Genomic DNA, 13030 nt, shown 5'->3' with positions numbered 1-13030 from the left:
AGCGCTCTCGACGCACTGATTGCTGCATACGCACCCTCTCAGTCTTTGTGGACCTCTCAACCAGATGCGGAAAGGCACAGCAGCGGAACTGCCGGAACTTAAAACACATCCGTGCATTCCCTCAGCACTCCATTGCTGGCACTTATCGAGGGTACGGTCATGGGTCGCGGAATCTTGCTCTGGCTCCTTGGAATTCCGATTCCGATAATCCTGCTTCTGTTGCTCTTCTGGCATTGAGGGAACGCTCTATGGCTGCTCGTCCTGAAGCGATCCTGCCTGCGGCATCGATCGCAGCAAATGAATCCCCCGTATCTGCAGTCTCGTGGGGCGCGATCCTCGTCGGCGCGGTGGCTGCGGTCGCTGTTTCTCTCGTGCTGCTCGCACTGGGCACCGGGCTGGGATTTGCGTCCATATCGCCGTGGCACAACGATGGACCGTCCGCTATGACCTTTACGGTGATGAGCGCGATCTGGCTGATCCTCATGCAGTGGTTTTCCTCCGGGATAGGAGGTTATCTGACGGGTCGCCTGCGCACGAAGTGGGCGGGAATCCATACCTACGAAGTATCCTTCCGCGACACCGCGCATGGGCTCGCCGCTTGGGCGGTGGCCACCCTGGTGACCTCGATCATCGTCGCTCTCGTAGCCACCGCTGCGGTGACCGGTACGGCAAAAACAGTCTCCACGGTTGCCGGTGGCGTTGCCGAAACAGCCGCGTCTGCCGCGATGTCCAACAGTGGGTATGAGATCGATTCGTTGTTCAGGTCCTCACCGCCGACTGCGACGGATACCGATGTTCGCGAAGAGTCCTTGCGCATACTGACGAAAGCCATCGGCGAAGACGAAATTGATTCTGCGGACCGCGCCTACCTCGCCGATCTTATTTCTACCAGGACCGGAATCTCGCAGCAAGATGCCAATCAACGACTCGACACCGTCATCGAACAGATGCGAGCGGCCAAAGTGAAGGCGCAAGAACTCGCCGATGCTGCGCGCAAGTCTGCCTCTGCAGCGTCCATCATCACCGCCCTGTCGATGCTGATAGGTGCATTCATCGCGTGTGTGGCAGCAGCACTGGCCGGCAGTCAGCGCGACGATTGACTGGATTGACTACATACGAGCGACGCCCTTGCGACGATCCGGTCGCGAGCATCCACCATCCAACGGCCTCACCGACTCGTGACTGTCTCACGCTTTGCGCAGCCGATTGACGATACGCGTCGCGTACATTGGCGTCCCGCTATACGCAAGCAGTTTCATGCGCGGTGCCGGGCCGGGAAACCGGGAAAAACCTGTAATTCGCTGAACGATCAGTACTGCGTTATCCCGTTTTCCCGGCCCGGCATTGGACACGCGCCACTTTTCGGAATAGCGCGCTGCTTCTATCTGCGTCGCCCAGGTCGCCAATCGCGATTCAGTCGATTGAGGTCGAAGCCCTTCGGATCGAACACGCCACCAGCCCATCGCAGCATGTCGGCGTGCTCCTCGTTGGATACATCGGCGAGGCATTCGAGGAAGCGCTGATAACCATGCGGGCCACCAACATCCTCCGGCGGGCACGCATTCTCGCCCGCCACGCAAAGCGGTGTACGCAGCTCGAGATCAACCCATCTCGCAGGCGCCGGCTCGATGACAATACGATGTTCCCAGCCGTCGCCCATGTCGTAGTCATACGCGAACTCACCCCCGATGCCGAGCTCGCGCACGATGGCCGCAATGGAGGTACGGCGCTCGTCCTTATAGGTCTTTAGGTCGCGGTCTTGTCCGACCTCCTGTATCAACCAGTCTGGCGCTATGCAGCCCTCGCCGACGCGAAACTCGTGGGCATGCGAGTCTTGCCAACCCATGATCCATTGCAAGTAGTTGTGAAGCGCGGCGAACGTCCACTGATTGGAAACGACGATGCGCCGCCAGATAAGCGGCTCGATGCTCAGCAGTTCGATTCGCAAAGCCACAGGAGATGATTTCGGCGGCGAAGGCATGACGTTAAATCTCTACAAGACCAAAAAATGCAGCGATTCTGCGTCAAGAGGCAGACACACAACACTCGTGAGTGCACTCGGGTAACGCGTTACAGACAAAGATCGTGACGGTCTGGAACCAGATGTGTCGCACCAACTGGTGGACGACCGCGCACGCGTATCAATGAGCTCGTGCTCGCGCCTGCAGAGTACCGCGAGACACAGACGTCCACCTTGTTGCGAGGGGTATAGCAGCGCTTCAAAGCCCGCCTCCTTCGCCAAATAGCCGAATATTTGGTTCGGTGCGGGAATGCCGAAACTGGATGGCTCGGCGCGCCATGCAGACGGCGCCGCGAGCAAGCGCTTGTGCAGTTCACGCATGGTAGTGATCAGCAGGCGCGCCGGGAATCCTGCCGACTTGCCAAACTTAATCGTGTCCAGCGAAAGCTGAAACCGCCTAACGATGTCGACGAACTTCTTGAGCGGTTTCGGGTCTCGCAATCAAGCACCAGATCGACTCGCCCCTCCAGCGGGAAGGTCACGAATGCGTCGGCCCGACGCAATGCGAAATCATGGGTAGATAGTATGCGATCGGAACCGTTGCTCGTTTTGCCGAACTTTTCAGCCCGCGCCGTCGCCTCGTCTTGAGCGATGTATAGACACGGAAACGCTCGCCCGCGTGCGCGATCCAGCTGTCGACCGATGTTGAAGCGTCCGCCAATGCCGAAGAGGCTGCCGGCCGGCGACAGCGGTGTGAGATTCCACGTCCAGTCCGTGACACGACACCACGGCGGGTCGAGCTGGATGCTCCCTGGATCGATATCGCGCAATGCCCGGCAGAGCGCGTCATGATGCGCGGCGCGCTGACGCTCCAGGTCATAATAAACTCGATCGTGAAATGCCTGCTCCGCCAGCGACAACTGATCCCAGCGGTCGACATCGGCGGCGGAGAACTGATCGAGCACCGCCGATGTGCGGCGGGTCGGTGACTCTGATCGCTTGCGAGGGGTCTTCTTACGCGCCAAGCAACACCGACTAGGCAGTCACAGGTCGGGATGCTACTTCTCGCTGAGCCTCGGCCTTCGCCTCGGCGGCGGTATGCTCTGCCTCACGCGCTTCGAGCACGAAGTTCAGCAGTCGCTTATAGCGTCCGGCGCGAATCATCGTGCGCGGCGAGATTCCACCAAGCTGCGGATTTGCGAGCTCGAACCATAAGCCGACTTTGTGCACGTCACCCTCGAAGAACTCGCCAACGAGGTTGGCAATGTTCGCGATCTCACGCAGGCGTTCAGCGACCGCCTGCGGAATGTCTTGGTCGAAACGTACTGAGGCGAGAGAGACGCCTCCCAGTTTGCTGAGATCCTTCTTCGAGAGCTGAACCAGGTCCGCGATCTTTTTGTAGTCTGGCTCGTCCGCGCGCCAGAGGCCCAGCACGTCGCTTGCGATATGGGGGGCGAACTGCGACCGACGTTCATTTAGCATTCTGGCTGCTGTGATCATTACCGCTCTCCCGTTCCGAACGGACCATACCATGAATGGACCATGATTGGACCACGGCCAAGAAGAGGAGCTTTCTCCCGTGACGAGGCTCATGAGAGAGCAACAAGCGGCCTAGGCCCCACCGAGCTTAGGCACGTTTCGGGGACGCGGCCGTGCTAAGCCGCTGATTCTTGTCGTCAAAAAGATTGCCAGCCCGAAACGCGTAGCACCCTCACTTCCCGCTCGAATCAAATCCACGAATCCGCGGCCCGGCACCGAGATGTCGAAATCTTACGGAGTTGGCGACATGCCAAGCTTTCTTGAGGTAGTGGTTTGAATCTCGTTTGAACGCTTAGCGGGCCTGCGACTCGTGGTCCGCGCGCCGGCCTCGCTCTGCGATTCCGGCGCACCGATGACGGGCGGCAACTTGCCGGTCCGTTCATACTCCAGCATCACGGCAAGTGTCATCTTGTAGTAATCCGGCAGAGCAGTTGCGACAACGACGGGGTTGTCCGACAACACCTGCGGTCGGATCTTCGCGTATGCAAAATCCCGCACAGCTCTTTGAGCTGCCGGGGACAAACGCTGAAGGGGCGCGCTGCACCGTTCGAGCTGCCGAGCCTCACTCTCATCGGATGCCTCTTTGATCTCGATCGCCAGCTGCAAGCCCGACTTGCCATCTGCGTGGCTTGCGATCTCCATCCATGCCTGCCGATGTAGATCGATTTCGATCTGCCAATCCTCCTGGGCTCGGCTGCTGTGGCTTAGCATGATCGACTGCTCGTCAGCCGTTAAGACCCCCGCCCGTTGAGCCTGGAACCCTGTGCCCTTGTCTCCATAAGCACTGAAGAAATGCTTGCAGCGAATATGTTCTGGCACCAGTTCCGGATTCACCTCACCATCGACGAATGTAACGCTGGCGTTGATTGCGTCTTCGATTTGCTTCTGCGTTGGCGTGTCAACCGCAAAGACCGCAGACGTCGCGGCGAGGAAGGCCAGAACGCCTACCGAAGCACATGCACGACGGGTTTTCATTGCAACACAACTCCCTTTGTTACCCTGAAGCGCCTATTGGTATTGAACGTTTCGCCCGATGGTAAGTGCCCGAAACTCTTTTTTTTCAAGACGGGCTTTCACCGAAAGAGATCCGCTTCGATGCTTCTGACGCTGTTCATTGCTCGCTCCATAGTGAGCAAACGTATATGGAGATTCGCAATTTTCTCTCGGAGAATGACGAGCGAATGTTGTCCCAGTATGCAGATCGCCACCAGCAAGCGATTGCCTCAGACGAATCGCTTCGCGAGGTCAAATATCATCGAATACTTTCGCGAGCAGAAGGCCTGAGCGGTCTTGAGATTGCCAACGCGTTCGAGTCGTTTCACCAAGAGCACCAATCGCAGGCCGAAGGAAGATACCGCGCGCAGTCCTCAAATCAACTTTCGCCGGAAGGCCGCAAAGTCGTTGAAGATTTCGCATTTGCTCGAGTCCGACCGGTGATGTCACTTGAGAACCAAGTAGGCATCGCAACCGCAGCGCCCGAACTTTTCAAACAACGTGGATTAGACGAACGGGAAGTCTGAATGACCTCGTGTATCGGTATGGTCACCTTCCCCCCCAGCAACGACTGTGTGATCACTCCTGCAGACGGACGCAGTGCACGTTCGTTCGCCGACTTCGTGCAGCGGGCGTGTCCTTCGAGGATTGACAGGACTTGCTCGGCCCACAAGAGCAATCGCATCGCGACGCACTACTCTGCTGCGGAGGTCGGCAATCTGATCGCGGCTGCGGAAAAGGCGTGCAGCGTAAAGTCCCACAATTCCCCAACAGTCACCTTATGGTGGAGGCATGCGACGAGCGCCAAATAACTGATTTTGATGAGAGGGAATGGTGCCGGCTGCAGGATTCGAACCCGCGACCCCCTGATTACAAATCAGGTGCACTACCAACTGTGCTAAGCCGGCGCCTTGAGAAGCCCGGGTGGATGCCGGGCGGGCGCAATTGTAGCTGCTGGGGCGTTGCGAATCACCCCGAGACTGTGGGTTTATGAGCTCAGCGCTCAGCCATTCCCCGATTCCTGGGGGCAGGCGCGCAGTTCGAGCCGGGTGATCTTCCCGGGGTCTGTCTGGAAAATGCTGGTATCGATGGCCTGCCCGGGTTCCTGGAGGTCGGCATCGATCCAGTAAACAGCGCCGGCGCGCTTGCGGTCGTCGATACGTGGCTCCAGGCCCAGCACGCGGATTTCCTCGGCCCGGCGCTGTGCGCGCTGGTAATCGGAAAATACGCCGAGTGACAGTACGCTGGTGGGCTCTGAACCGGGCATGAGATACACATCGGTGACGCCGCTGTCGAGTAGTGACTTGAGTGCACTCTCAGCCGCCGCGCGCGATTCGAAGTTCTGCACACTGACCCAGTAGCCTACCCAGAGTTCGCCCTGCTCGAGGCGTTGGCGCGATTCGAATCCCACCCCCTGGAGGGCAGCCTGCGCATGCGCCGCATCGGCCAGATCCTGGAATGGGCCCACACTCGTGCAGGCAAGTCGATCCGCGACAGCCGTTCGTTCAGAGGGCGGTGTACTGGAACCCAGCGGCGCGACGCGCGGCGGTTGTACCCGATTGATCACCGCAGGTTCAGGCGGACTCGTTACTTCCTGCGCGAGCACGATGCGCGGCGGTGGCGCGACGTTCGCTATCGGCTTGCGTTCCAGATCGCTCACATGCACATCGATCAGCTGGGACCAGCTGAGGAACAGCGCATTGGCGAGGATCATGACGAGACAGAAGGTTCGCATGTGACGACTGCGACAAAAAAACTCAGCGTGTCTTGCCGCTGTTACCCCAATAGGCCGCGATATCGGCAATCTCGCTGGGGATCAGGTCCAGCTTGTTCTTGTGCTTCACTTTGCCGGCGACTATGTCGCGAATGAGGCTTTCGAGGGAGGCTGTACTTTCACCTTCCCAGTCATCCGCTTCATGGCACTGGACACACTTGGCATTCGCCGCGGTTTTTCCAGCGGCGACATCGGCTGCGCCTGCAACGCCGAACCACAGCGCGAACGTGGCAATCGCCAAGGTTCTGGAGAGCATTCCCGGCACGCCGATTCCCTCTTCTGCGATTTTCGCTGCCGCGATCATACACGAGGCCCGATCCTGCCTCGCCTATTCCAGCGCTGAGGCGTAGCGAGCCAGGCCGCGCAGAACCAGATCGGGAATGGACTCGAATGACACGTCAATCAGTCGTTCGATGATGGGAGCCGCGCCACCGGTCAACAACAGCGACGGTTGCGCGCCGTACTGGCGCTGCAACGTATTCATTGAGTGCTCCACGAGTGCAGCCAACGCATGTGCTGCTCCCTGGTGGATGGCACCCAGTGTGTTGTCGGCGAACAGAGCGTCGCCGCGAACGCCATGCTCCGCACGCCGCGCGATCTCACTCGTATTCCGCAACAGGCTACCGACCATGAGGTCCGGGCCGGGCACGATGACGCCGCCCAGATGCTGACCCGATGCATCGACGCCGTCGATCGTCATGGCGGTGCCGACGCCGACGACGCAGGTAAGTCGCTGCTGCCGCGCATGCGCTGCAATCACACCAAGCCAGCGATCGACACCAAGGTTCGCTGGCACCGGGTAGGCGTTGCGCACACCACAGGCAGCGGCGGACGATGCGACGAACTCCACATCGAGATTCCAGCGCTCTGCAATGCACTCGCGCAGCAGGTCGCCGATGCGCTGACCGCCAACGTTGGAGACCAGCACGCGATCGGGGCGCGGCAACTCCGCGACGGTTTCGCGAATGAATGTGGGCGCGTCCCAATCGCCATGAATGCCTGCGCTCTGAGAAGCCAGTCCACGCTCATCCAGCGTGGCCCATTTGATGCGCGTGTTGCCGATATCGAAAAGCAGGATCATCGCGCCACCGCGCGCAGACTCACTTCACCCGACACGAAGCGCCGCAACTCGCCGTTCACATCGACGAGCAAGGCGCCGTCGACTTCGACACCGCTGGCGATACCGGTGATGGTTTCCATACCGTTGATCACTTTGACGGATGCATGCGCCAGCGTGTCGAGCCTGCGCCACTCGTCGACAAACGGTTCGAAGCCTTGCGTTGCGAAGATCTGCAGCATGCCAATGACTTCATCCGCGATCGCACCGGCGAGTGCGCTGCGGCTCGGCGTCTGATTGCCAAGAATCTCGTGAACATCGGTGATGAGCGCGGCCTGCTGTTCGGCCAGCGCGAGGCGTACCGTCGCCGGCATACGCATGTTCAGTCCCATGCCGATGACCACCGTGGATGGGCCGCCGGTCTCGCCGCGCATTTCGATGAGCACGCCGCCGAGCTTGCGGTTCTTCCAGATCAGATCGTTCGGCCATTTGAGTCCGACGTCGCTGGCGCCGAAGCGACGCAGCGCTTTGACCACGGCCACGCCTATCGCAAGACTCAGGGCGGAGAATGTCGGCGGAGCTTCGTGAAACTGCCAACCCACCGACATGGAAATGCCGCAGCCGAAAGGCGACATCCAGGTACGGCCGCGACGGCCCCGACCCGCCGTCTGGATTTCGGCAATACAGACGTGGGCGCGCCCCGGCGAAAGGCTGATCGTGTCGTAGATATGCCGGTTGGTCGAATCGACCGTCAGCATCACTTCGGCATTGTCGAGCACCGCGCGACTTTCCGGTGATATCGCTTGCAGCAGCGCTTCGCGTTCGAGCAGGTCGACCGGGCGCGGCAACCTGTAACCTTGTCGCGCGACCGATTCGATCTCGATGCCCAGGTCCTGCAACGTATGAATGAGCTTCCACACGCCACCGCGCGATACGCGCAGGCGTTTTGCCAGCTTTTCACCGGAGCGGAATTCGCCGTCGGACAGCAACGAGAGCAGTCGCAAACGACGGGTCAATGCCTGGGAACGGCGCGGTAGCGGCATCGTGGATTTAACGAGGGCGGAACAACCAGAGCTTGCGAACGCGATTCTCCGAACCCCGCCACATACGATCGATGTTCGAACGATGCGTGTAGCAGACGAAAACCAGCATTGCGCAGCCGAACGTCAGGTATGCGGCAGGCGGGTTCGATTCGGACAACAGCAGATAAACGGGGAACGACGCGACGGCCAGCAGCGTGGCCAATCCCACGAACCCGGTGAACATCACTGTAACCAGCCAGACCAGCAGCGTTGGCACCAACGCAACCGGCTGCAGACCGGCAAGCACGCCCACCAACGTGGCCGCACCCTTGCCGCCGCGAAACCCGTACCAGACGGGATAGACATGCCCCATGACGACCGCCGACGCACAGGCGACCGCAAGCCAATCGCGACTCACCGCAGGGTCGATGCCGACGACGGGAATATTCATGGCAGGCAGCAGCGCTGTCGCGACCCAGCCCTTGCCGATGTCGATCACCATGACCCAGAACGCGAAGGCGTATCCCTGTGTACGCAGCGCATTCGTGCCACCGGCATTACCACTGCCCAGCGTGCGAATGTCGATTCCGCCGCGCAGTTGACCGACGATCAGGCTGCCGATGAGCGCGCCCAGCAAGTAGGCGATGAGCGTTTTGACGCCGAGTTCAAGCATGGGGAAATTGTATGCGATGAGGATGATGTGATCGAGCGATCGTGCAGGCGATCAATCCATCACTTCTGCGGCAGATGCACTTCAGCAATCATGCAACGTACGCTGCCCCCGCCGAGTCGTTCGATGGTCGGAATCGGTACGCTGACGATTCGTTCGCCGTGCGCAGTCAGGGTCTCGATCTGCGCGGCATCCAGCGAACTGAGGGCACTCTGCGACATCGCGATGACCGGCTCCCCGCCCTGGGAACGAAGCTCGAGCATGTTGCCGGCAAAATTCTGCATCTGATCCAGGGTCAGATCGACGATGCTGCGGCCACTGGCTCGCAGCAGATCGAGCACTGCCGCACGGCGCGGGGCTTCGATGCACGCAGCGCAGATGGCCACAGAACGACTGCCAACCGACATGAGCACGTTGGTGTGATAGATGGGAGCGCCTGCGGCATCGAACGCCTCGAATGCAACGATGTCGTAGTCGAGCCGCTGCGAGAACTCACCCAGCACGTCCATGTCCGTACGCGGCGAAAGACAGGCATAGGCAATGCGATTGACACGATCGAGCACCAGGCTGCCCGTGCCTTCCAGGAATTTATCCTCCGCTTCCCGATGCGCCAGATCGACCGTGCGCGCCACATGGAAGCCGTGCTGTCGATCCAGTGTCTCGATGATGTCGAGTCGACGTTCGAGACGCCGGTTCGGCGCCATCATCGGATAGAGCACCACCGTTCCATCGGCGTGGAAGCTCACCCAATTGTTGGGAAAAATGGAATCAGGCGTGTGCGGCTCAGGCGTGTCTTCGACGACATGCACATTGACGCCAGCGCTTCGCAGGGCCTGCGCGAGTTCATCGAATTCCGGCAGTGCCGCGGCCTGAGAGGCGTCCATTAGCAAAGCGTCGTCGAGCCGCTGAAAGCGGTTCGAAGCAGCCGTTTGCACATTCCCGGCAAAGCGCGCTGGCCGGATCATGAGGACGTGGGAAGCGGTCTGAAGCTCTGACATCGGTAGGGAGAATTCAAATCGGGGTGTGCAGGATGCGTCCTGATCTGCCGCTGTCAACAAAACCGTGCTTGCCTGACCCGGCTAAGGCTCCTACAGTCGCGACCAGACATCTGTATGGTATTCCCCCATGCCCTCTCTCACCTCCAAGCAATTGGAAGTACTGGCTTTTATTCAGAAGTTCATGGGTACGCATGGACTGCCGCCTACCCGTGGGGAAATTGCCGCCGGACTGGGGTTGAAGAATCGCCAGGGAATCGATCAGCACCTGCGGGCACTGGCCGCCAAAGAAGCGATCGAGCTGACTCCAGGCATTTCGCGAGGCATCAGGCTTCCCGGCACCCAATCCGGCCTTCACACACGCGCAGTCCAGGCGGATGGCCTGCCCCTGCTCGGGCGGATCGCCGCCGGATCGCCCATCCTCGCGACCGGCAACATTGAAGACCGCATTCGGATCGAACCTGCGCTGTTTCGCCCACGCGCGCATTTTCTGCTGCGGGTGCGCAGCGACAGCATGAAGGACGCAGACATTCTCGATCGCGATCTGTTGGCGGTGCATCAGACCACCGAGGTGCACGACGGACAGATCGTCGTCGCGCGCATCGGCGAGGAAGCCACCGTGAAGTATTACCGGCGACTCGGCCAGCGCGTGCTCCTGGAGCCAGCGAATGCCGCGTATCAGCCGATAGAAATCGACCTGAGTGAAACGGAGGCAGCTAAAATCATCACCGCCAGACTATCGCGGCCATTCATCTCGATTGAGGATTTCTCTGCGCGTGCGCTGATTCCAAAGCGCCCCATCAGGGTGTTGGCCAACGGCGGTGCATTTCGCAGTCTTTCCGACCACGGTAACGTCGCCTTCTGGGATGCACTCGGAATCGAACGCCTCCCCGGCATACTCGAAGCGCTACCCGCGCCGGTGGAGTCGATCCATCTGCCCGTACCGAGCGAATGGGAAGAAATTCAGCGTGATTATCAGCAGCTCGGCTTCAGCAGCGGCCGACATCCGCTGGCACTGATGCGCTCGAACCTGCGCAGACTTGGGCTATCGAGCCGGCAGGAACTGAACGCCATCAGATCTGGCAGGACAGTCACCGTCGGCGGGCTCGTCACTCATTTGCAGCACCCGCAAACCGCTAACGGTGTGGTCTTCGCTTCCTTGGAAGATGAAATCGGCATCAACAACATCATCTTCTGGCCCACTGTCTTCGAGGCGCACCGACACCGGATCCTGCAAACGAAACTGATGATCGTCGAAGGAGAGCTGCAGAGCCAGGAAGGCGTGGTTCACGTCGTCGCGCAACGTGTGCATGACTTCTCACACTGGGTCAGGTCGCTGCCTCGCAATTCGCGAGACTTTCATTGAACGGTCGCAGCCATGCTGCAATTCCCATTACCTGGAATGGATCGCTCGACGCCGCAGCCTAGCCTACCAAGGTATCGCCTCTTTCTTGCCGTCCTGCTGCCAGACGACGCCGGTACGCAGCTAGCAGCCTTGGCTCAGGAACTGCGGAGCGAATACGAACTCTATGGCACGGCCCTCGATCGCAACCGCATGTATGTGTCGCTGCTGAGCCTTGGGGACTACATCGAGTTCCCGTATGACGTCTCGAGGTGGGTACAAAATCACTTGAAGGCCATGCGGCTGACACGATGCACCGCGAATTTCGATCGCGTATCCAGTCTGGGCGACAGATCGCATCGGCCATGCCGGTGTCCAATAGCAGTGAGAGCTGGTGCAGGGGGCCGCGGCCTCAAGGAAATGCAACGAACGATTGCATCTTCGTTCGGCATCGCTCGGCGTTCATCATTCACGCCACACGTGACGCGATGTTATGACCACCAGAACATTCGCTAAATGTCCGTTCGCAAAGTGAACTGGGAACCTCACAGTAAGATCGACCGGAGACGACTGCAGCCCTATTCGATACTAGGGTCGCTGGCCGCTGTATTGAATTGCAGCGGCACGTAGAACACGTAGAAATTGAAGAGCGAGCAGCGACAAACGCGCGCTCACCCGAGGTAGTCCATGAAGGGACCAAGTAAAACGATAATTGATATTCGTATCCGTCACGCAGCAACAGTCACCCATGCTTCAACGCAGAAGCGCGATCACACGGCCTCGCCAACCGGTCAACCGGTGGCGTGTCGAGGGTAGGAAACAGTTTCGGATTGAATGGTAGAGGCGAAATGACTTGCAGCCATTGCCTTGCGAAGCTTTTTTGCTGCGTCCGCCCGCTGGCGACGCGATTTGTTGATTGCGACTTTTGCGATCGACACATCGATCACATGACTTCTGACGATCCGGCGCCTTTCGAGTGTATTCATCGCCGACTCCGCTGCACTGCGATCAAATCGACTAGCCCAAACGGAAAAAGCCCTGCTGGTTTTATCCAGCAGGGCTTCCGTCATTTAAGAGCCTGGCAGTGACCTACTCTTGCATGCCCGAAGGGCACACTACCATCGGCGCACAGCGTTTTCACTTCCGAGTTCGAAATGGGATCGGGTGGTTCCCGCTTGCTATTGCCGCCAGGCAAACTGGCTCACGTGTGCACGTTGATCGCTCAACGCGCTCCGGGAATTCGAAAGTTGTTTGACGCTCATGTCACATTCATGAGTATCCAAGTCGCCCAAACCTGCAGCAGTCTGGTCGACTGCCCAAGCTAATTGGGTGTTATATGGTCAAGCCTCACGGGCAATTAGTACTGGTTAGCTCAATGCATTACTGCACGTACACACCCAGCCTATCAACGTCGTAGTCTTCGACGGCCCTTCAGGGGAATCGAGTTCCCAGGGAAACCTAATCTTGGGGGGGGCTTCGCGCTTAGATGCTTTCAGCGCTTATCCCGTCCGTATATAGCTACCCGGCAGTGCCACTAGCGTGACAACCGGAACACCAGAGATACGTCCATCCCGGTCCTCTCGTACTAAGGACAGCTCACCCTCAAGTTTCCAACGCCCACGGCAGATAGGGACCGAACTGTCTCACGACGTTCTGAACCCAGCTCGCGTACCACTTT

The 13030-nt window shown here is 59.3% G+C and carries 14 protein-coding genes, 1 tRNA gene and 2 rRNA genes; 3 read left to right on the top strand and 14 right to left on the bottom strand.

Annotated elements, in window-relative coordinates:
• Window positions 1–47: 47 nt before the first annotated feature.
• A complete protein-coding gene (locus VIZ63_RS02165; RefSeq protein ID WP_331607840.1) occupies window positions 48–1100 on the top strand; it encodes a hypothetical protein in 1053 nt (350 codons plus the stop codon).
• A gap of 281 nt (window positions 1101–1381) precedes the next feature.
• Here the strand turns inward: VIZ63_RS02165 and VIZ63_RS02160 are convergent, their stop codons facing one another.
• From VIZ63_RS02160 to VIZ63_RS02145, 4 genes are all read right to left on the bottom strand, one after another.
• Window positions 1382–1981 (bottom strand): plasmid pRiA4b ORF-3 family protein, encoded by a 600-nt coding sequence (locus tag VIZ63_RS02160; RefSeq protein ID WP_331607839.1) that lies wholly within the window; start codon window positions 1979–1981, stop codon window positions 1382–1384.
• A gap of 368 nt (window positions 1982–2349) precedes the next feature.
• Window positions 2350–2925, bottom strand: a complete 576-nt coding sequence (locus VIZ63_RS02155) for a hypothetical protein (RefSeq protein ID WP_331607838.1) — start codon at window positions 2923–2925, stop codon at window positions 2350–2352.
• 70 nt (window positions 2926–2995) lie between these two features.
• Window positions 2996–3460 (bottom strand): hypothetical protein, encoded by a 465-nt coding sequence (locus VIZ63_RS02150; protein ID WP_331607837.1) that lies wholly within the window; start codon window positions 3458–3460, stop codon window positions 2996–2998.
• A 270-nt stretch (window positions 3461–3730) separates the two neighbouring features.
• Window positions 3731–4474 carry a hypothetical protein gene (locus VIZ63_RS02145; protein WP_331607836.1) on the bottom strand — a complete coding sequence of 248 codons (744 nt, stop codon included), beginning with the start codon at window positions 4472–4474 and terminating at the stop codon, window positions 3731–3733.
• Between the two features lie 65 nt (window positions 4475–4539).
• Between VIZ63_RS02145 and VIZ63_RS02140 the strand changes: the two genes are divergently transcribed.
• Window positions 4540–5019 (top strand): hypothetical protein, encoded by a 480-nt coding sequence (locus VIZ63_RS02140; RefSeq protein ID WP_331607835.1) that lies wholly within the window; start codon window positions 4540–4542, stop codon window positions 5017–5019.
• A 305-nt stretch (window positions 5020–5324) separates the two neighbouring features.
• Here the strand turns inward: VIZ63_RS02140 and VIZ63_RS02135 are convergent.
• The 7 genes from VIZ63_RS02135 to ctlX form a co-directional block, all read right to left on the bottom strand.
• Window positions 5325–5400 (bottom strand) — tRNA-Thr (locus tag VIZ63_RS02135).
• Between the two features lie 95 nt (window positions 5401–5495).
• Window positions 5496–6227, bottom strand: coding sequence for a hypothetical protein (locus VIZ63_RS02130; RefSeq protein ID WP_331607834.1), 732 nt, complete (start codon window positions 6225–6227; stop codon window positions 5496–5498).
• Window positions 6228–6249: 22 nt separating this feature from the next.
• Window positions 6250–6570, bottom strand: a complete 321-nt coding sequence (locus VIZ63_RS02125) for a hypothetical protein (RefSeq protein WP_331607833.1) — start codon at window positions 6568–6570, stop codon at window positions 6250–6252.
• A gap of 24 nt (window positions 6571–6594) precedes the next feature.
• The gene (locus tag VIZ63_RS02120) at window positions 6595–7347 is read right to left on the bottom strand and encodes a type III pantothenate kinase (RefSeq protein ID WP_331607832.1); all 753 of its coding nucleotides are present in this window, start codon (window positions 7345–7347) and stop codon (window positions 6595–6597) included.
• Entirely contained in the window at window positions 7344–8366 is a 1023-nt protein-coding gene (locus tag VIZ63_RS02115) for a biotin--[acetyl-CoA-carboxylase] ligase (RefSeq protein WP_331607831.1), read from the bottom strand. Before VIZ63_RS02115 ends, VIZ63_RS02120 begins: the two co-directional genes overlap by 4 nt.
• 7 nt (window positions 8367–8373) lie before the next feature.
• Window positions 8374–9018 carry a glycerol-3-phosphate 1-O-acyltransferase PlsY gene (plsY, locus tag VIZ63_RS02110; RefSeq protein WP_331607830.1) on the bottom strand — a complete coding sequence of 215 codons (645 nt, stop codon included), beginning with the start codon at window positions 9016–9018 and terminating at the stop codon, window positions 8374–8376.
• Between the two features lie 59 nt (window positions 9019–9077).
• Complete coding sequence (ctlX, locus tag VIZ63_RS02105) at window positions 9078–9980, bottom strand: citrulline utilization hydrolase CtlX (RefSeq protein WP_331607921.1); 903 nt, start codon at window positions 9978–9980, stop codon at window positions 9078–9080.
• A 160-nt stretch (window positions 9981–10140) separates the two neighbouring features.
• Here ctlX and lexA point away from each other — a divergent pair, with 160 nt between their 5' ends.
• A complete protein-coding gene (gene lexA / locus VIZ63_RS02100; protein WP_331607829.1) occupies window positions 10141–11376 on the top strand; it encodes a transcriptional repressor LexA in 1236 nt (411 codons plus the stop codon).
• Window positions 11377–12143: 767 nt separating this feature from the next.
• Here lexA and VIZ63_RS02095 read toward each other — a convergent pair.
• The 3 genes from VIZ63_RS02095 to VIZ63_RS02085 all read right to left on the bottom strand — a co-directional run.
• Entirely contained in the window at window positions 12144–12422 is a 279-nt protein-coding gene (locus VIZ63_RS02095; protein WP_331607828.1) for a hypothetical protein, read from the bottom strand.
• A 6-nt stretch (window positions 12423–12428) separates the two neighbouring features.
• Window positions 12429–12544 (bottom strand): 5S ribosomal RNA (gene rrf / locus VIZ63_RS02090).
• A gap of 144 nt (window positions 12545–12688) precedes the next feature.
• Window positions 12689–13030: ribosomal RNA gene (locus tag VIZ63_RS02085) — 23S ribosomal RNA — on the bottom strand; the annotation flags it as partial.

The sequence above is a fragment of the Povalibacter sp. genome, from assembly GCF_036520495.1.
Taxonomy (GTDB): Bacteria; Pseudomonadota; Gammaproteobacteria; order Steroidobacterales; family Steroidobacteraceae; genus Steroidobacter.
Note: the sequence above shows the minus strand (reverse complement) of the source record. Positions and strands in the feature narration are given on the sequence as shown.